The 17,798-nt window shown below is 58.1% G+C and carries 16 protein-coding genes; all 16 read right to left on the reverse strand.

Annotated features, from left to right (window positions below; translation table 11 throughout):
• Positions 1-30 precede the first annotated feature (30 nt).
• Positions 31-2,718 carry a PKD domain-containing protein gene (locus ACYX4K_RS12055; RefSeq protein WP_475091882.1) on the reverse strand — a complete coding sequence of 896 codons (2,688 nt, stop codon included), beginning with the start codon at positions 2,716-2,718 and terminating at the stop codon, positions 31-33.
• Between the two features lie 562 nt (positions 2,719-3,280).
• The gene (locus tag ACYX4K_RS12060; RefSeq protein ID WP_475091881.1) at positions 3,281-3,850 is read right to left on the reverse strand and encodes a hypothetical protein; all 570 of its coding nucleotides are present in this window, start codon (positions 3,848-3,850) and stop codon (positions 3,281-3,283) included.
• A 137-nt stretch (positions 3,851-3,987) separates the two neighbouring features.
• Positions 3,988-5,967: a TonB-dependent receptor domain-containing protein gene (locus ACYX4K_RS12065; protein WP_475091880.1), complete on the reverse strand. Its 1,980-nt coding sequence runs from the start codon at positions 5,965-5,967 to the stop codon at positions 3,988-3,990.
• Between the two features lie 126 nt (positions 5,968-6,093).
• Complete coding sequence (locus ACYX4K_RS12070; protein ID WP_475091879.1) at positions 6,094-7,467, reverse strand: sensor histidine kinase; 1,374 nt, start codon at positions 7,465-7,467, stop codon at positions 6,094-6,096.
• Positions 7,464-8,195, reverse strand: coding sequence for a response regulator transcription factor (locus ACYX4K_RS12075; RefSeq protein WP_475091878.1), 732 nt, complete (start codon positions 8,193-8,195; stop codon positions 7,464-7,466). Before ACYX4K_RS12075 ends, ACYX4K_RS12070 begins: the two co-directional genes overlap by 4 nt.
• Before the next feature lie 127 nt (positions 8,196-8,322).
• Positions 8,323-9,453 (reverse strand): ribosome small subunit-dependent GTPase A, encoded by a 1,131-nt coding sequence (gene rsgA, locus ACYX4K_RS12080; protein ID WP_475091877.1) that lies wholly within the window; start codon positions 9,451-9,453, stop codon positions 8,323-8,325.
• A 653-nt stretch (positions 9,454-10,106) separates the two neighbouring features.
• Positions 10,107-10,718 (reverse strand): GTP cyclohydrolase II, encoded by a 612-nt coding sequence (ribA, locus tag ACYX4K_RS12085; RefSeq protein ID WP_475091876.1) that lies wholly within the window; start codon positions 10,716-10,718, stop codon positions 10,107-10,109.
• Positions 10,719-10,750: 32 nt separating this feature from the next.
• Entirely contained in the window at positions 10,751-11,392 is a 642-nt protein-coding gene (locus ACYX4K_RS12090) for a retropepsin-like aspartic protease family protein (protein ID WP_475091875.1), read from the reverse strand.
• 12 nt (positions 11,393-11,404) lie between these two features.
• Positions 11,405-11,911: a phosphatidylglycerophosphatase A family protein gene (locus tag ACYX4K_RS12095; RefSeq protein ID WP_475091874.1), complete on the reverse strand. Its 507-nt coding sequence runs from the start codon at positions 11,909-11,911 to the stop codon at positions 11,405-11,407.
• Positions 11,912-11,944: 33 nt separating this feature from the next.
• Positions 11,945-12,910 (reverse strand): thiamine-phosphate kinase, encoded by a 966-nt coding sequence (thiL, locus tag ACYX4K_RS12100; RefSeq protein ID WP_475091873.1) that lies wholly within the window; start codon positions 12,908-12,910, stop codon positions 11,945-11,947.
• Between the two features lie 7 nt (positions 12,911-12,917).
• On the reverse strand, positions 12,918-13,358 hold the full coding sequence (gene nusB / locus ACYX4K_RS12105; protein WP_475091872.1) for a transcription antitermination factor NusB: 441 nt from the start codon (positions 13,356-13,358) through the stop codon (positions 12,918-12,920).
• Positions 13,359-13,374: 16 nt separating this feature from the next.
• The gene (ribH, locus tag ACYX4K_RS12110; RefSeq protein ID WP_043319264.1) at positions 13,375-13,845 is read right to left on the reverse strand and encodes a 6,7-dimethyl-8-ribityllumazine synthase; all 471 of its coding nucleotides are present in this window, start codon (positions 13,843-13,845) and stop codon (positions 13,375-13,377) included.
• Between the two features lie 210 nt (positions 13,846-14,055).
• The gene (gene ribBA / locus ACYX4K_RS12115) at positions 14,056-15,171 is read right to left on the reverse strand and encodes a bifunctional 3,4-dihydroxy-2-butanone-4-phosphate synthase/GTP cyclohydrolase II (RefSeq protein ID WP_475091871.1); all 1,116 of its coding nucleotides are present in this window, start codon (positions 15,169-15,171) and stop codon (positions 14,056-14,058) included.
• Positions 15,172-15,372: 201 nt separating this feature from the next.
• Positions 15,373-16,035, reverse strand: a complete 663-nt coding sequence (locus tag ACYX4K_RS12120; RefSeq protein WP_475091870.1) for a riboflavin synthase — start codon at positions 16,033-16,035, stop codon at positions 15,373-15,375.
• Between the two features lie 151 nt (positions 16,036-16,186).
• Complete coding sequence (ribD, locus tag ACYX4K_RS12125) at positions 16,187-17,296, reverse strand: bifunctional diaminohydroxyphosphoribosylaminopyrimidine deaminase/5-amino-6-(5-phosphoribosylamino)uracil reductase RibD (protein WP_475093922.1); 1,110 nt, start codon at positions 17,294-17,296, stop codon at positions 16,187-16,189.
• Positions 17,297-17,316: 20 nt separating this feature from the next.
• A complete protein-coding gene (gene nrdR / locus ACYX4K_RS12130; RefSeq protein ID WP_043319270.1) occupies positions 17,317-17,784 on the reverse strand; it encodes a transcriptional regulator NrdR in 468 nt (155 codons plus the stop codon).
• Positions 17,785-17,798 lie beyond the last annotated feature (14 nt).

Consider the following 17,798-nt stretch of genomic DNA (forward strand, 5'->3'; position numbering starts at 1 on the left):
GTTTATCGACTTCAAGTTGCGCACTGAAACTTATTCGTGGGATACGTAGTAGTCATACACATAGGTTTCTGCGTAATTATCGTAGCTTTCTCCCGGCGCTGTACCATCGTGAGACTGGGTGTAATTCCCCAGTTTGAAGTAGCAGCCGGAGATGGCTTCGTCGTGGATGTAGGGCACCTTCTCTTCGTTGTAGTAGAAGTGCGTCTGCCCGTCGTAAGACTCCATCTTCACCGTAAACACGGTACCCAACTCGTAGTTGCCATCCACCAGGTAGCCGTGGCGGTCGTTGCCATTGGTGATCCACAGATTGGCGTGAGTGTCCGGGTTGCCCACGGTGCCGCAGTTATCCCAGTCGTCATCGGTGCCCGGAGGACAGGTGCCGTTGTGGCCTTCGATACGGAAAACTACAACATCGTCGCCGGAGTCGTGAATCTGTCCCACTACCACATGTGGCTTCACATGAGTCAGGTTGGTGACCTTCTGCTTGATCCACATGGTGTGCTTTTTGCCATCGGTGTTGGACCAGGCCGCGGCACTTTTGGAGTTCTGGAAATGGTAGTTCTGGGTCATCTCCCGAAGCTCACTGCGCGGGTTGCTGGAGCCACTGGTGGAATCCCCATGGTGATTGGCCCGGAACTGAACCGCGTACTCCTGCTCCGCTTCGTCAAAGATCAGTTTGAACCACTCGTCACTCGAGAAGGTATACAGGTCCGGCGTGTAGTGTTCCTCGGCTCCGTTGATCGGCAGGGTCAGCTTCCACCAGGACAGGTCGATGACCTGAGACGCGTAACGCATGATCGGCGCAGGCGGCGGCACATCGAGGTCGGCCTGGGTGGTGACGTTTTCCGCTTCAAACAGATCGAAGATTGCGTCACCGCTGCCATCGCCGTAGCGGGCATAGGCCAGTGCCGGTGAGCCGGTAGAAACATACTCCACGGTAACCTGCTGCCAGCCATCGCCGTGATTGGTGGTGGTCTCGTAGACGTTATCCGAACCCAGGTCCTGAATACCGATGGTGCCGTGATTGTAAACCCAGGCGCTCACCTGATAGCGGTTGCCCGCAGCCGGCTTGTAGATCGCCTGTTCCATACGACCTCCATCGCCCTTGATCACCAGCAGACGGCCACCGTCCACCGGCATTGGATTGGAGGTGCCGTTAGTGGAAACCACGTTGGCGGGGTCACGCTCTTCCCAGCCGCCGGTGGACGAACTCAGCTCAAAGCTGTTGTTGACCAGAGGCCACAGGTCTTCCACTGCCGCGTTATCCACGGTGACGGTTTCGGTCGTAGAGGATTCAAAGCCCTCATCATCGGTAACCGTCAGGGTAACCGTGTAACTGCCCTGCTCGCTGTAGATGTGCGAAACATTGGCACCACTGCCGTTACTGCCGTCGCCAAAGTCCCACGCGTAGGCAGCAATGTCGCCACCGTCCGGATCGTAGGAAGACGAACCACTCAGGTTCAGGCTGGTGTTTACCCGCGTGTTGGTAGAGCCGCTGATGGTGGCCACCGGATACTCGGAGGGAAGTTCGCTGACGGTCACTTCGGCACTGGCACTATCGGTAATGCCACCGGCGTTGGTGACCTGCAGATCTACCGTGTACACACCGGTGCTGTTGTAGGTGTGTACCGGGCTCTCATCCAGTGAGGTAATGCCGTCACCGAAATCCCAACTGAAATTCAGCGACCCGCCATTGGAATTGTAGGAACCGCTGCCGTCCAGAGTAAACGGAATCCCCACGGTTACATTCGCCGGTACATCGATCACCGCGCTTGGGCTACCCGGGCCACCTTCGCCGCGCACCACTTCAATCTCGGTCATACTGTTCCAGCTATTGGACGTGTTGCCGAGACCCACCACCCGCACATAGCGACCGGAGAAATCGTCAAAATTGTGCGCCTCCAGTTGCAGGCTGTTACCGGAACTGTTGCCACCGTACACGTACGTGAGGCTGTTTTCGTTGTCGCCCACGTAGACTTCAAATGACGCCATACGGCTATCGCCCTTGTACCAGGCGATATTCAGTGCACTCACCATGCAACTGCTGCCCAGATCGAAGGTGATGTATTCGCCGGCACCATTGGCGGACCAGCGTGAACCGAGGTTGCCGTCGTGGGCATTGGCCGGTCCGTTGCCGTCATCGGAACTGGCGCTGGAAGACTGGATTTCACACAGGTCAGTGCCGCCACCCCCGGAGCCGGAACTGGAACCCGATCCGGAACTGGAGCTGGAACTTGAACTGGAGCCACCGCCAGAACTGGAACCGCCGCCATTTACGATGGAGAAGTCGTCAAAGCGACCTTCGCCGCCGTTATAGGTACCGGTGACCGTTACGCTGCTGTGACTGCCGGAGTTGAAGGTCACTCCCAGTTCACCCCAGTCGGTGTAACTGTCGGCATCACTGTAGGTATCGGATCCGACGGTGACCTCAATACCACCGGCGCCTCGCAGCCACGCACTCAGGCTGTAATCCGTATGCGGATCTACCGCCACCTGCTGGGAAAAAGCCCCACCGGAGCCGGTGATTTTTGCACTGCCACTGCCCGTGTGAGCAACGCCGGAAATAGCCGAGGGATCGACATCCTCCCAACCGGACCAACCGGATTCAAAACCCGGGTTTTCGATGGTCGCCGCAACCGCTGTGGATACGCCGACCGCCAGATAAAGCGCGGACTGCGCCATTTTCTGACTGATTTTTTTCAGTGTGAATTTTCTCATCGCATAGAGACCTGATTATTGATTTTTATTTCGGAACATCTACTCGCTATAACACTTCGCACTTGCCAACCACACACGAATACATCCCCCCAAAAAAGTGAAGGTGTCTGTAATAAAAACGAAATCACGAAGCGCGGGGAAGGCTAATGTCCGCTGGAACACACTGTCAATTTTCAGAAATATCACCGAAAACCGAACAATAGAAAACCTGCAGAAGCAGCACAATTGGTTAACCAAATTCGCTAAACCAATGAAAACAAATGGAAAATTTTTTCCTGAAAGCACACCGTATGAACCGGCTACAAAATAGCGAAATTGAAATCAACACCAATATTTAATTTCGCGCCAAACAGTGACCTATTGGTCAACCAATCACTGTAGACAAATGAAACTAAAAGAATTTTTTCACGAAAAAAATTTCGAACGCGTTGGGAGGGGAAAAGATATTTTGATGCGGGTCGCATTTTTTGCGCGACTGCCGGTAAAAATTGGTCTGATAGATTATGGAATTTTGGCGCGCTTTTATTTGAGTTGTCCGCGCCAAAATCAAAAAGTGAGAACTCTACACACTCAGCGCAATACCGATCGCAAGGGTGGCAGCTCCCAGTAAAGTAAATACGATGGAGGTTTTCCGGAACATCGGTACCGCAATGGCAATCACCAGGCCGCTGACCAGACTGAATAACAGGCTGAGACCAAACATGATACCGAGCACCCAGAACGCCGGCCCGGCGTGCCCCTTGTGAATCAACAGAAATTGGTGCCACAGATCGTGCTTTTTGACGTGCAGTATCGCCTTGTTCGGGTCTTCCTGCGGCTCGAAGAACACCTGCCCCTTGTAGCCATACCAACCGATATAATTTTCTTTCGGCTCGTAATAGTAGTCCGCAGGCAACTTCATATCCTGCCCTTTCTCCTGCATCAGCGACAGTATCACTGCCCGCACGGCTTCCTCGTCCTTGGGAATGCCGTTGGGCAGGTTAACTTCAAACTGCTTCTCGGTGCGGACTCCACCGTCGATATCCATCATATGCAGCATGCCAGTGGCGAGGTACATCACCGCCAGGGGAAGGAAGAAACAGGAAAAATAGGTGTGGAGTTTTATCCACAGCAAGCGGGTTCTGGATTTCATGGTTTTATTTAAATTGATTTAGTTTTCAAATACGCCAACAAAAACATTCTGCGATAAATAACTGTAATAGTCGTCTGCGATAAAGAAAAAGGCGCGGTGCTCACACACCGCGCCTTCACTTTCATTCGCTGCAGAAATCAGAAACGATAATCTACAGACAGGCGGACGTCGCGACCCGCTTCATAAACACCGGAAACAATGCCCCATCCGGGAATATCGGAGTAATCCCCTACGCTGGAGTGGTCGCGGTAGTGCTCGTCAAACAGGTTCTGCACGGCAAAGTTTACCGCCAGACTGTCGTCCTGCAGCGGCTGCCAGCGCAGGTAGATGTCGTGCAGCTGATAACCGGACTTGTCGATGGTCTGCACGCTGTCAATCCAGCCCAGTTCAACAGAGCGGTGCAGTACCTCAACATCAATTCCCTGAACATGTGTCAGGTTCCAGCCAAGGTCGAGGCGATCAGTAAGCGCGTAATCTACCGCGAGGGTGAGGGTATCACCGCGGGTATTACCCAGCCCGTTGTGCTCGTAGCCTTCGATATCGTTGCCATTCAGGGTGGAATCGTTGTGACTGTATGCGGCAGACAAATACCAGCTGTCGTAGGAGTAAGCAGCGCTCAGTTCGAAACCATCGGACTCCAGTTGACCGATATTTTCGAACAGGTCCTCATCGTAAATCACGTCGTCGATGGTGCTCTGGTAAACCGCAGCCTTCAATGCCAGGGCTTCGCCAACATATTCCAGGGCCAGCTCGTTGTTATCGACGGATTCTGCCTTCAGATCCGGGTCGATATGGGCAACATCAAGCGTAAAGGAATCGCCAATTTCCTTGCCGCGCACGGCCTGGGCATGACCCGCAGAAAGCGTCCAGGTATCGCTCAGTGCATAAGAGAAGCCGACATTGGGGCTGACATCGTCACTGCTGAACTCGCCGTCGGCATTGTTCTGTGTCAATTCGTAGGAGTCGTAACGCACCCCGAAGCTAAGCAGCAGGGGCTCGGTCACCTGCCAGTGATCCTGAATGTAGGCGCCCTGCACCCGTCCGCTTTCCGAAATGCTTGATGTGGAATCCACCTCACGACCACCGGCAACCACCTTCTGATTTCGCCGCTCAATACCATAGGTCAAGGTATGCTGACCGAAACTGCTGGTGTTGCGGATATCAAAACCAATCGATGCGGTATTACCGCCGTACAGTCCCCAGGGGCCATCCTGCACCATGTCGGAGTTGGTGTCGTAGGCGGTAATTTCCAGGTTCACGGCATCGCTCAGGCTGGCGCTGTAGTTGGCCACCAGAGTTTCACGCTCCGCATCCATCGGATACAGCGTGTCGCCTTCCAGTACGTACCAGTTTGGTCTGCGACCCAGTTCGCCAGATTCTTCGCGCTGCTCGTAGCTGACGGTCAGCTTCTGATTGTCAGCGATGTCGCCGCTGACTTTTACAAACGCCAGGTTCTGATCCGCAGAGGTTGCGAGAATTTCATTGCCGGCGCCGTCTTTCATATTGTTCCGTTCGACCTGGACAAAGGAGCCGATCACGCCCCAGTTCTCGCCCAGCTTGCCGTAGACGGAGGCGCTGCCCTTGGTGCCGTCATTGCTGAAATAACCGCCCTTCAGTCGCGCGCCAAACTGCTCGCCGCTTCCGAGCAGGTCGTCGGCACCCTTGGTCTTGAAGCGGATGGCACCGCCGATGGCTCCGGGACCGCTGGTGGCTTCGCCGGCACCGGATTGCACTTCGACCTTGTCCAGTAGCTCCGGCTCGATGGAGACACGGCCGATATGGTGGAACAGGGTACCGGTCTGCGGGGCACCGTCGACGGTAACATTCAGCAGGGTATCTTCCATACCGCGGATATAGACCTTCTGGGCGATGCCCAGAGAGCCACCAACGGATACGGACGGGATGTGACGGAAGATATCGGCCAGGTCATTGGCCTGCTGCTTTTCCAGCTGCAGTGGAGTAATTTCGGTATCGGTGGCCATGCCGACCACAACAACGGTTTCCAGGCTTTCCCGCTCTGCGGCCTTGTCTTCCGCAAAAGCGGGCGCTGCAGTGAGGGCGCCGGTGGCGAGTAGCGGCAGCAACGCGCAGTGATTGAGCAGGGATTTGTTGGGCATTGGGCTTTCCTTTTCAGGTGAATCAGGTGGATTCGCAGTTTCACTTAACCGTAAACGCGAATTATTACCATTAACCCTATTGAAGTACAGTGCTGTTGCACTTGTTACATTGCACGCAGATACCAGTCAGACCACTGGCAAGGTGATCGTCATACACAAGCCGCCCTGAGGCCGGTTGGCGGCTACCACCTGGCCTCCCACGGCTTTGAGCTGCCGGCGCGCCAGCGCCAGGCCGAGGCCAATCCCCCCAGAACCGCTATTGTCCGATTTACTGGCATTGCGTGAGGGGTCCGCCTGGAAGAAGGGGCGGAAAATGGTTTCCAGCAGCGCTTCCGGCACCCCGGGTCCACCATCTTTAACGGTCACCTCAAACCCGCTCTCACCGGAGTCCAGCGCACAGGCGTTGAGATCAACTTCCACCACTTCGCCCACCGGCGTATAGCGCAGCGCATTGCGCAGAATATTCTCCAGCGCCTGGCCCACGGCCTGGTGGTTGCTGTTATTCAGTTCAGCGGTATCCGGCAGCCGGCACTCTATCTCCCGGTCCGGAAATTCAAAACGGGCATCGTCGACGATGACATCGATCAGGTCCACCAGGTCTAGGGTTTCCTGGGTCAAACTTGGCTGCTCGTTGTCGAGCCAGGCCAGGGCCAGGGTATCTTCAGTCAGTTTGCGGAAATGCCGGGATTCCCGGTACAGGCGCTGAACATTGGGGTCCTCCGGGTAATGCTTGCCGAGGCTTTCAATAGCGATTTCCAGGCGTGTAAGCGGGGTGCGCAGCTCATGAGAGAAGTCGGCGATCAACTGGCGCTGGTTTACCAACTGCTCGCCGATACGCGCCGCCATCTGGTCGAAGGTGGTGGCAAGCTCGCTGAACTCGTCTTTGCGCCCACCCAGTTGCGGGCGCACCCGCACAGAAAAATCCCCGCGACTGAAGTCCCGCGTGGCCCGCTGCAGGCTACCCAACGGCTGCATGATGTGGCGGTACAGAAGCACGGACAGAATGGCCAGAATCAGTGCAGGCAGGAAAATCTGCAACAACAGGCGGGTGGTCTGCCAGTAACTGCCAGGGCGCATCCGCTCCGGCAGCAGGACCAGGAAGCTGATATCTGAGTTCTCGAACGGGATCTCCATCACCGGGTTATTTTCAAAATACAGATGGATTTTCCATTCCACATCCCGCCCCAGGTTGTTGCCGCTGTAGCGGTCTTCCAGGCCACGACTGCCAGCCACGTGGTGAATGGAATAGCCCACTACTGCCGCCAGGGTCTCCTCCCGCTCCTGCAACGCATCCAGCCATTGCGGCAAAGATGTCGCCTCCCCGGATAAATACAGCGCTTCCGCCTGCTTTCCCCATCCGCGCAATTCGGCACGGTGCGCCTGGCTGAGCATACTCATCTCCTCCTCGGCGCGTACGGTGACGTAATTGATCAGATAAAACATGGCGACGACGCCAGCGGTGATCAGCAGGATCAATTTCCACAACAGGAGTCGGTTCATTTCAGACAGTACCCCTGGCCGCGCACCGTTTGCAGACGCTCGCCGCGCCACCCTGCCTGGTTGAGTTTACGCCGCACCCGGCTCAGATGCATATCCAGGCTGCGGTCGTAGGCTCCAAGAGGGCGGTTCAGCACTTCCCGGGAAAGGTAAGCCTTGCTCAGTACTTCCCCGCGATTCGCCGCCAGCTCCCACAGCAGGTTGAACTGAATCGCGGTGAGCTCCATCTCCTGCTCCCCTACCCGCGCCTGCAGATCCGACAGCTGCAGATGCAACTGATCGATCTCAAGAGATTCCCGCGTTTGCGCGACCAGCGGTTGCGCGCGGCGCAGCAGCGCCTCGACCCGCAGTAGCAGTTCCACCTGATTGAACGGTTTGGAAATATAGTCATCGGCGCCGTGGCGCAACCCGGTAATCCGCTCTTCTTCCGCGCCCCTGGCGGTGACCACAATGACCGGGATCTGGCTGGATTTGCGCAACAGGCGCAGTACCGAGAGGCCATCCAGCTTGGGCAACATCAGGTCCAGCAGGATCAGCTGGTAGGAGTGGCGCGCCACCTCCTGCAACACCGCTTCCCCATCCAGGCAGCTGCCGGTCTGATAACCGGCATCGCGGATCATGGTGGCAATCTGCTGGTTGAGTTCAGCGTCGTCTTCGGCGATCAGAATGCGGCAGCTGGCAGCGTCTGGATTGGAGTAGGGATTGGGGGAGGGATTGAGATCGGGGTTCATGAAGCGGTACGGGGCGAATGGATTATTTGCCGGGCAGACTATCAAAACTCCCACAAAAAAACCCGCAAGCCAAATACCTCGGAGGTGTTCGGCTTGCGGGTTTATCGCGCTACACGCGTGTTAACAGTCAGTCGACACGCTTTTTATGGGCTCGCGCGTGGCTCTGCACCGAACGGTAAAACTGCCCAAGGGCACGGTCGTCCGCACGGGCTTCCGCCAGTGTTTTGCTGTTGCGCGCCACTTCCCGCTCCAGCTTGCGCCAGTTGCGCAGGCGCCGCTCATCCAACCCGCCGGACTCGACCGCCGCCTGCACCGCGCAACCCGGCTCCGACTCGTGCGCGCAGTCGGCAAAGCGGCACTTTGCGGCCAGCGCACTGATATCTGCAAAGGTCGCGGCCAGTCCGTGGCTGACATCCGCGAGCCCAAGCTCACGCATACCCGGGCTGTCCAGCAGCAGGCCACCATCGGGAATGGCGTAGAGCGCGCGGTGGCGGGTGGTATGCCGGCCCTTGCTGTCGTCCTCGCGGATGCCACCGGTCTCCGCCAGCTCGGTGCCGGCGAGACTGTTCAGCAGTGTGGATTTACCCACACCGGATGAGCCCAGCAGCGCCAGGGTTTCCCCACTGCGGCAGTATTCGCGCAGCGGCTGCACGCTCTCCGAATCCAGCGCGTTTACCAGTACTACAGGCAGGTCGCGATGGCCCTCCAGGGCATTGCGATACTGCTCATGGTCTTCGTCCAGGTCCGCCTTGGTGAGCACCAGGCAGGCGCGACAACCGGCTTCTTTCACCAGTGCCAGATAGCGCTCTACCCGCGACAGGTTGAAGTCGTGATTGCACGAGGAAACGATCAGCACGTTATCCACATTCGCCGCGATCAGCTGCGCCTGCTTGGCCCCGGGCGCCATGCGCTTGAACAGGCTGACGCGGTCGAGCCGGCGGACCGGCTTGCGGGTCTCCCGCTCCAGTAACAGCCAGTCGCCCACCGTGGGGCGCTCGGCCGCGTCTTCAAACAGCGGGCCATTTACCAGCACCGCCTCGTCGCCGCCGTCACCGGTCACTTCAATCTGACTGCGGTGCACCGCCATCACCTTCACCGGCTCGCACTCGCTCAACTCGTCCAGGCTCAATTGCTGCTGAAAGAACGGCTTCCAGCCCAGCGCCTGCAACGGGGAAATACTGGCCTGAAGATTGTTTTCAGCACCAGTGGAAGCACCGCGCCGGAATGCCGGGCGGCGTGAAATCAGGGATTTACTCAAGGTTCTAACCCTCAACAGCGCCTGCGCACGAGATTTCATGACACGCAGGCGCAAATCATCCAAGCCTCAGAACTTTAGTCTGGGCACAGTTTGAAGGGGTTTCCATGTAAGGGGAAACCCGACAATAGGAACTTGCCGGGCTGTATACGACCTTTTAGTCGCGGCTGGCCCGGCGGGGGTTGGATACACTCATCAACAAGCCTCCGCTGGTGGAATTTCGCGCAATTTAGCAGGGCAGCCGCCCCTGCGCAATAGGATAGAAAAAACAGACAAGCTACGAAGTGCCCAGCGCTACAGGATGTAGCGCCCGCGGCCGCAGGTCGGCGCGAGCAACCGAAAACCCAGCTGAGCCACGTCTCTGCGCCAGCGTTTTCTCGACGGCACATAAAAAACAAAAGCCGGCATAAAGCCGGCCCTTATATCTTAGCGCTGGAGGTACATCACCTTTCTCGACCGCCAACGATCAGATAACTTTGAGTATAGACACAATTTTTGAGCACGCTGTCCCTGAGTAACTGATCCGCTCTTCCTGAGCATTTCCCGCGCTCTGCATCTTGCTCACGTATAGATTGGCGTTTTCCCGTTGCCTTACTGTGACGGTTTTATGAAAGGTTTGTGACAGTGAAAACCGCTCTCAGTCACCGCTTTCAGCTTCACCCTTCCCCGGTGCCGCTCTCGTCGTCGAACAGGTGTCCCAGCTTGCCCTTCTTGGTGGACAGGTAATCGGTATTATGGGGATTGCGGCCGGACTGGTGCGGTAGGCGCTCGGTGACGTCCACGCCCAGATCCTGCAGCGCCTTTACCTTGCGCGGGTTATTGGTCATCAGGCGAATGGACTGGATACCCAGGTGATCAATCATCGGCTTCAGAATCGAGTAGTCGCGCATATCCGCGCCAAACCCCAGTTGCTCATTGGCCTCCACCGTATCCGCCCCCGCATCCTGCAGGTGGTAGGCACGGATCTTGTTCAGCAGGCCAATACCGCGGCCCTCCTGGCGCAGATAGAAAACCGCTCCGCGGCCCTCGGTGGCGATACGGTGCATCGCATACTGCAACTGGGCGCCGCAATCGCAGCGCAGGGAAAACAGCCCGTCGCCGGTCAGACACTCGGAGTGAATACGAGCGAGCACCGGGGTGTCGGTATCCAGATCACCCATGCTCAAAACCACATGCTCCTTGCCGGTTTCCAACTCCTCGAAACCGTGCATCTCAAACATGCCCCAGGAAGTGGGCAGCTTGCAGGATTCCACAAAACGAATGGTCAAACTGATACCTCGTATTCCATCAATATGCGTGATCAATTGCGCGCGCGGAGCAGTAACAGACCATCCTGCTGCTGCATATCCACGCGGCTCAAAAAACTGTTGCCCAGCAGGGTTACCTGCGGGAAATCACTTCCCAGTACCGTGGCATCCACGTTGTGTACCGTGATACCGCCGATGGTGACGCTGGCGAGATTCAGGCGATAGGCCTTCTCCACACCGCTGGCGGTGGAAACGGTCATCGGCCGCGCGCGGGCGAGATCCAGCCCAAGGCTCTTTGCCGTGGGATAGTTGAACGCGATACTGGTCGCGCCGGTATCCACCATCACATCCACCCGGCGGCCATTGATCCAGGCGGTGGTACTGTAATGACCGCGACGATCCGGACTCAGTCGCACTTCCGCGCGGTCCGCCTGCTGGTAATTTGCTGCCACCGGCGCCGCCAGGGTGAGCTTCTGCTCGCGGCCATCAATCGACACCAGTGCATAATCACTGGTAACGGAAACCAGTCTGATCCCTTCCGGCGAGGTCTTGCCGGATTTCAGCAACCGCTGCTTGCCGTCAATTTCGAACATTGCACTGGTGCCGAATATCGCCTGCAGGCGCACATCCTGTGCGTGGCTAAACAGCGGTGACAGCGCGAGAGCAATCGATACCAACAGCTTGTGTATTTTCATGGGCGTCCTGCCTCAAAGGGTATGAATCAGATAGGCCGTGCCCTGCAATACCAGCGCGGCGTAGATGCCCGCCAGTATATCGTCGAGCATAATCCCCAGACCACCGTGTACCCGCCGATCCGCCCAGCCAATGGGCTGGGGTTTGGCGATATCAAAAATCCGGAACAGCACAAACCCGTAAGCTGCCCACAGCCAGCCTGCGGGGGCCATAAACATGGTCAGCCAGTAGCCGACAAATTCATCCCATACGATACCGCCGTGATCGTGCACACCGAGTTTTTTCGAGGTGGCGCCGCACAGGTAACAGCCGAGAATAAACGTCACCACGATCACGCCCATATAGGCGACCGGAGACAGAAACTGCAGACCGTACCAGAACGGAATTGCGGCCAAAGTGCCGAATGTTCCCGGAGCCTTTTTGGCAAGGCCGGAGCCGAATCCAAATGCCAGCAGCATGACCGGGCTGCGGAGCAGTTCGGCAAAGGTCGGCGTTGGCAGCGGGGTCTTTTTCTCGCTCATATTTATTCTTTTCTTAGCTGTCACTCTTTACCTTCAAAAGTGCCGGTAACCGGAACCGCGCGGTTGCCAGGGGCTGTCATTCAGCCGGCAGCGGATACCCGGCTCTGCACTCATGTAACCGATGGCGGTGATCGGTAAATTCAATTTGTCCACAGCGCTCCGATGCTGCACGGGCACGGTGAAACACAGTTGATAGTCGTCCCCACCGGTAAGTGCGGTTTCCAGTGCGCTTTCCGTACTTAAGGATTGCGCCAGTGCGGCGACGGGGAATGTATCCAGCTTCAGATCGGCACCGAGTTTGCTTGCTTCGCAGATGTGCGAGAGATCCGCGAGCAGCCCGTCGGAAATATCCAGTGCGGCGCTGGCGTAGTTGCCGATCGCGCGGGCCACGGCGAACTGCGGTTCGGGAAAATAATACGCGGCCTCCATCTGCTGATGCTGTTCAGCGGAGCCTTCCATCTCGCCGAGAACGATCGGCAGCGCTGCAGCGGCGGCGCCCAGCTGGTTGGAAACAAAAATAATATCGCCTGCGCTGGCCCCATCGCGGCGCAGTGGTTTTTCACAGGCGCCGGTGACCTGGATGGTGATGGACAAAGGCCCCTTGGTGGTATCGCCTCCCACCAGTATGACACCGTATGCTTGCGCCGTTTCCGCCAAGCCACGGGCGAAAGGTTCCAGCCACTGCGGGTCGCTTTCCGGCAGTGTAAGCGCGAGGGTGAACCACAGGGGCTCGGCATTCATGGCGGCGAGGTCAGAGAGATTGACGCGCAGTGCGCGGCTGGCAATACGGTATGGATCAGCGTTTGCGGGAAAGTGCACATCCGCGACCAGGGTATCGACGCTGGTGGCGAGTGTTTTACCGGAGGGGGGGCTCAGTAGCGCGCAGTCGTCGCCAATCCCCAGTACGACCGTATTTGCCGCACTGCCCGGCCGGGCTCCGGTCTGAAAGCGGGAGCTGAAGTACTCCCGAATCAGTTCAAATTCACCGGGGCCGGGCATGGGCGGTCTAGCCTTTGTCGGCCTTTACTTCGACACTGCGCTCTTTCGCCGCAACTTTGTCGAGGATGCCGTTGATAAATTTAAACGCGTCGGTGGGGCCGAATTTTTTCGCCAGGGCGACGGCTTCGTTGATGACGACCTTGTAGGGTACGTCGACGCGGTTCATCATCTCGAAAGTGGACATGCGCAGCAGGGCACGGGATACCGGGTCCAGCTCTTCGACGTCGCGGTCGAGATACTGGCTGTAGGCGCCTTCGACTTCGTCGAGATTTTTCGCTACGCCGTGGAAGAGCTCGCGAAAGTAGGCGACGTCGGTTTTGCTCATGTCGTTGTCGGCATGAAACTCGGCTTCAATGGTGTTCAGGCTGGAGCCTGCCATTTGCCACTGGTACAGCGCCTGCATGGCGTAGTGGCGGGCCTTGCGGCGGGCGGATGCGGTTACGGTCATTTCAGTGATTTCTCAATCAGATTTTGCTGATCAGGGAGACCATTTCGAGGGCGGTCTCGGCGGCTTCGCAGCCTTTGTTGCCAGCTTTGGTGCCGGAGCGTTCGATGGCCTGTTCGATGGAGTCTACGGTGAGGACGCCGAAGGTCACAGGGATGCCGGTGTTCATGGAGACCTGGGCGAGGCCTTTGGTGCATTCGCCGGCGACGTATTCGAAGTGCGGGGTGCCGCCGCGGATAACGGCGCCCAGTGCGATTACGGCGTCGAACTTTTTGGTTTCGGCAATTTTCTGCGCGGCGAGCGGGAATTCGAAGGCGCCCGGGGCGTAGTAGATGGTGATATCTTCTTCTTTGATGCCTTTGCGACGCAGGGTGTCGAGGGCGCCGTCTTTGAGGCTTTCTACTACGAAGCTGTTCCAACGGCTTACCAGCAGCGCGTATTTACCGGTGCTGCCTACGAAATCCCCTTCGATTACTTTGATATTGCTCATTTCTTTTTTCCGTTTCTGTTTTTCCACTTCAGGCCCCGGTGTCACTTCGGCCGGGATTCCGTGGCGGCGCGGCACTGGGTATTTGTTTTCAGAACCGCTGTGAATACATCCCTGTACGCTGCGTCGGCGACGTCCCTGTCGCCGACGCTTCTGAAAACAAATACCCAGCGCCCCGCCTTCGATTTGAACTCTTGAGTTTTACCTAACCGATTAAATTTCTTCGGCGTTCAGGTATTCCTCTACCTCCAGATCGAAACCGGAGATAGCACTGAATCTAAATGGCGCACTCATCAGACGCATTTTGCGTACTTTCAGATCGCGTAGAATCTGCGAGCCGGTGCCGACCTGTTTGTACACCAGGTCCTGGCTCGGGCGCTGTTGCTTGCCGCTGATCAGCCAGTCGATGCTTTCTTCGATTTCATCGGTGGTTTCGTTGTGGCAGATCACGACCACTACACCCTTGCCCTCTTCCGCGACTTTTTTCAGGGCGTTGCGGAAGGTCCAGGGTTCGTATTTTTCGTCACCGCGGCGCAGTGAGAATACGTCGCGCAGGGTGCTGGCGACGTGGACGCGCACGAGGGTGGGCTCTTCCGGCTGGAAGTCGCCGAGGCTGAACGCGAAGTGGCGTTCGCGGCGGGCTTTGTCGAGGTAGGTGCGCAGTTTGAATTCGCCGAATTCGGTCTGCACTTTGCGCTCGTTGACACACTCGACGGTTTTTTCGTTCAGGGCACGGTAGTTGATGAGGTCGGCGATGGTGCCGATCTTGAGGTTGTGCTGCTGGGCGAATTTTTCCAGGTCCGGGCGGCGGGCCATGGTGCCGTCTTCGTTCATGATTTCGACGATGGCGGCGGCGGGTTCGAAGCCGGCGAGGCGCGCGAGGTCGCAACCGGCTTCGGTGTGGCCGGCGCGGCTCAGTACGCCACCGGGCTGGGCTTTGATCGGGAAGATATGGCCGGGCTGGACAATGTCAGAGGGCTTGGCATTGCGGGCGACGGCCGCGCGAATGGTGCGCGCGCGGTCGGCGGCGGAGATGCCGGTGGTGACGCCTTCGGCGGCTTCGATGGAGACGGTGAAGTTGGTGCTGAACTGGGCGCCGTTGTCGCGGGACATCAGCGGCAGGTCGAGCTGTTCGCAGCGGTCACCGGTCAATGTCAGGCAGATGAGGCCGCGGGCGTGGGTGGCCATGAAGTTGACGTCTTCCGGGCGCACCTGTTCGGCGGCGATGACGAGGTCACCTTCGTTCTCGCGATCTTCGTCATCCATCAGGATAACCATTTTGCCCTGACGGATATCGTCGATCAGTTCTTCAACGCTATTGAGTTCCATAAAACCTCTAGTTCGTTCGATCTACCTGTCAGGTAAACCTCGTATATCTCAAGCCGTACATCACTCTGACGCGAAGGTCCTGGCGCTGGGTAGGCCTTTGCCGGACCTTCGAAAAAAGGGACTTTTTCGAAGAGCCCCCAGGGATGGGTTCACGGCGTGTCCGGCAAAGGCCTACCCAGTGACAGGACCGCCACATAACCCTTAGGCCTTGTAGAAGCCGTGCTGCGCCAGAAATTCCATCGTCAGCCCTTCACTCCTGGGCTCGGCCGCGGCATCTCCCAAGAGTAGCCGCTCCAGATAGCGCGCTATCAGGTCTACCTCCAGGTTCACCTTTGTACCCGCCTGATAACCGCCGATGACGGTTTCGGCGATGGTGTGGGGCACGATGGTGAGTTCGAACTCGGCGCCATCGACAGCATTCACCGTGAGGCTGGTGCCGTCGACGGTGATGGAGCCCTTGTGGGCGATGTATTTGGCCAGCTCATTGGGTGCGCGCAGGCGGAACTGTTCGGCGCGGGCGGTCTGTTTGCGCCATACCACTTCGCCGATGCCATCCACGTGACCACTGACCATATGGCCACCGAGGCGGGTCTGTGGGGTCAGGGCCTTTTCCAGGTTGACCTTGTCGCCCAGTTTCCAGTCCTGCAGTGTCGCAACCGCGAGGGTCTCGGCGGAGACGTCGGCCCAGTACCCGTCGCCGGGCAGATCTACCACGGTAAGACAGACACCGTTGGTGGCGATGCTGTCGCCGAGTTTGACGTCAGAAAGATCCAGCTTGCCAGTCTTTACCCGCAGGCGCAGGTCGCCGCCCTTGGGCTGCAAAGCAGTAATTTCGCCAACGGCTTCAATAATTCCGGTAAACAATCCGGGCACTCCTAAAAATTGTCTTTTCACGCGAGGGCGTCGTCAGCTCCGTGCTCGGATCCTCATGTATTTATATACATTCCGGTCCTGCGCGCGGGGCTTTCTAGCCCTCGCGCGAAAATCCTGCTTTTTAGAAGCACCCTCTTACCGCTTACCGCTCGATATCGGTCGTGGCTGTAATACGCCAGTCGTGGCCGACTGCGCGCATATCGGTAATGGTGATGGGCAGCATGGATCCCATGCGCTCAATCGGCAGCTCGAACAGCGGTCTGGCGCTGGAGCCGAGAATCTTGGGCGCCACGTAAATGATCACTTCGTCCACATGGCCCTGATACATAAAGGCGCCGGAGAGGGTCGCACCGCTCTCGACCAGCACTTCGTTGCATTCGCGGCGGGCGAGCTCTTTCAGCAGTTCGCCCAGGTGTACGCGGCCGTCTTTGTCCGCGGGCAGTACCAGTACCTCGGCACCGGTCTTCTCCAGCCGCGCGCGGCGTTCGCTGTCTGCAGCTTCCGTCGTGACCACCAATGTGGGGGCGTCACCCTGCAAAATAAAGGCCTTGGCCGGGGTGCGCAGTTTGCTGTCTACGATCACCCGCAGCGGCTGTTTCTCAGCCGCTGCGGCGGCTTCCGCCTCCGGCAGCGCCATTTCTTCCGGGCGCACGTTCATGTTCGGGTTGTCGTGGCGTACCGAATCCACGCCGGTGACGATGGCGCAGCTGCGCGCGCGCAGGTTCTGTACATCGGCGCGGGCGGCGGGGCCGGTGACCCACTTGGATTCGCCGCTGGCCATGGCGGTGCGCCCATCGATGCTCATGGCGGATTTGGTCCGCACCAGCGGCAGGCCGAGGGTCATGCGCTTGATAAAGCCCGGGTTCAGCGCCCGGCAGGATTCTTCCAGCAACGGGCCTTCCACTTCAATGCCCGCATCGCGCAGTTTCTGTAACCCATTCCCGCTGACGCTGGGGTTCGGGTCTTCCATTCCGAAAACCACCTTGGCCACGCCGGCGGCGATCAGGGCATCGGCGCAAGGGCCGGTTTTGCCGGTGTGACTGCAGGGTTCCAGGGTCACATAGGCGATATGGTCTTTCGCCTTCTCACCGGCGTCGTTCAGGGCCTCGATTTCCGCGTGGGGTTCACCGGCGCGCTTGTGCCAGCCCTCGCCGACGATATTGCCCTCGGCATCGGCAATCACACAGCCCACCCGCGGGTTGGGCATGGTGGTGTAGGTGCCGCGCTCGGCCAGCTGGACCGCGCGCGCCATCAGTTCACGGGGGGTAATACTCACTGATCCGCTCCCTTGGGCGTATTCAGACGCTCGATCTCATCGCTGAAATCACTGACATCTTCAAACCGGCGGTAGACCGAGGCAAAGCGCACAAACGCCACCTGATCCAGCTCGCGCAGTTGTTCCATCACCAGTTCACCGATATGCATGGCGGGGAGCTCGCGCTCGCCGGTGGCCTGGAGGGCGTGTTTGATCTGGGCCACGGCGGCCTCGACCCGCTCGGTGCTGACCGGGCGTTTCTCCACCGCGCGCTGGATACCCGCGCGCAGCTTGTCTTCGTTGAAGGGTTCGCGCTGGCCGTTCTGCTTGACGACCCGCGGCAGCACCAGCTCGGCGGTCTCAAAGGTGGTGAAACGCTCGTGGCACTGCAGGCACTCACGACGGCGCCGCACCTGGTCGCCATCGGCCACCAGGCGGGAATCTACGACTTTGGTTTCGTCTGCGCTGCAGAAGGGACAGTGCATGGGGATTGGGCCCG

Source organism: Microbulbifer sp. ABF4_107 (genome assembly GCF_056312215.1).

Coding starts and splice junctions, on each gene's coding strand:
- ACYX4K_RS12055 (WP_475091882.1), bottom strand. CDS start 2,718: ATGAGAAAATTCACACTGAAAAAAATCAGTCAGAAAATGGCGCAGTCC.
- ACYX4K_RS12075 (WP_475091878.1), bottom strand. CDS start 8,195: ATGAACCCCGATCTCAATCCCTCCCCCAATCCCTACTCCAATCCAGAC.
- ribH (WP_043319264.1), bottom strand. CDS start 13,845: ATGAGCAATATCAAAGTAATCGAAGGGGATTTCGTAGGCAGCACCGGT.
- ribBA (WP_475091871.1), bottom strand. CDS start 15,171: ATGGAACTCAATAGCGTTGAAGAACTGATCGACGATATCCGTCAGGGC.
- ACYX4K_RS12070 (WP_475091879.1), bottom strand. CDS start 7,467: ATGAACCGACTCCTGTTGTGGAAATTGATCCTGCTGATCACCGCTGGC.
- ACYX4K_RS12095 (WP_475091874.1), bottom strand. CDS start 11,911: ATGAGCGAGAAAAAGACCCCGCTGCCAACGCCGACCTTTGCCGAACTG.
- ACYX4K_RS12060 (WP_475091881.1), bottom strand. CDS start 3,850: ATGAAATCCAGAACCCGCTTGCTGTGGATAAAACTCCACACCTATTTT.
- nusB (WP_475091872.1), bottom strand. CDS start 13,358: ATGACCGTAACCGCATCCGCCCGCCGCAAGGCCCGCCACTACGCCATG.
- ribD (WP_475093922.1), bottom strand. CDS start 17,296: ATGGCGCGCGCGGTCCAGCTGGCCGAGCGCGGCACCTACACCACCATG.
- ACYX4K_RS12065 (WP_475091880.1), bottom strand. CDS start 5,967: ATGCCCAACAAATCCCTGCTCAATCACTGCGCGTTGCTGCCGCTACTC.
- nrdR (WP_043319270.1), bottom strand. CDS start 17,784: ATGCACTGTCCCTTCTGCAGCGCAGACGAAACCAAAGTCGTAGATTCC.
- ACYX4K_RS12090 (WP_475091875.1), bottom strand. CDS start 11,392: ATGAAAATACACAAGCTGTTGGTATCGATTGCTCTCGCGCTGTCACCG.
- thiL (WP_475091873.1), bottom strand. CDS start 12,910: ATGCCCGGCCCCGGTGAATTTGAACTGATTCGGGAGTACTTCAGCTCC.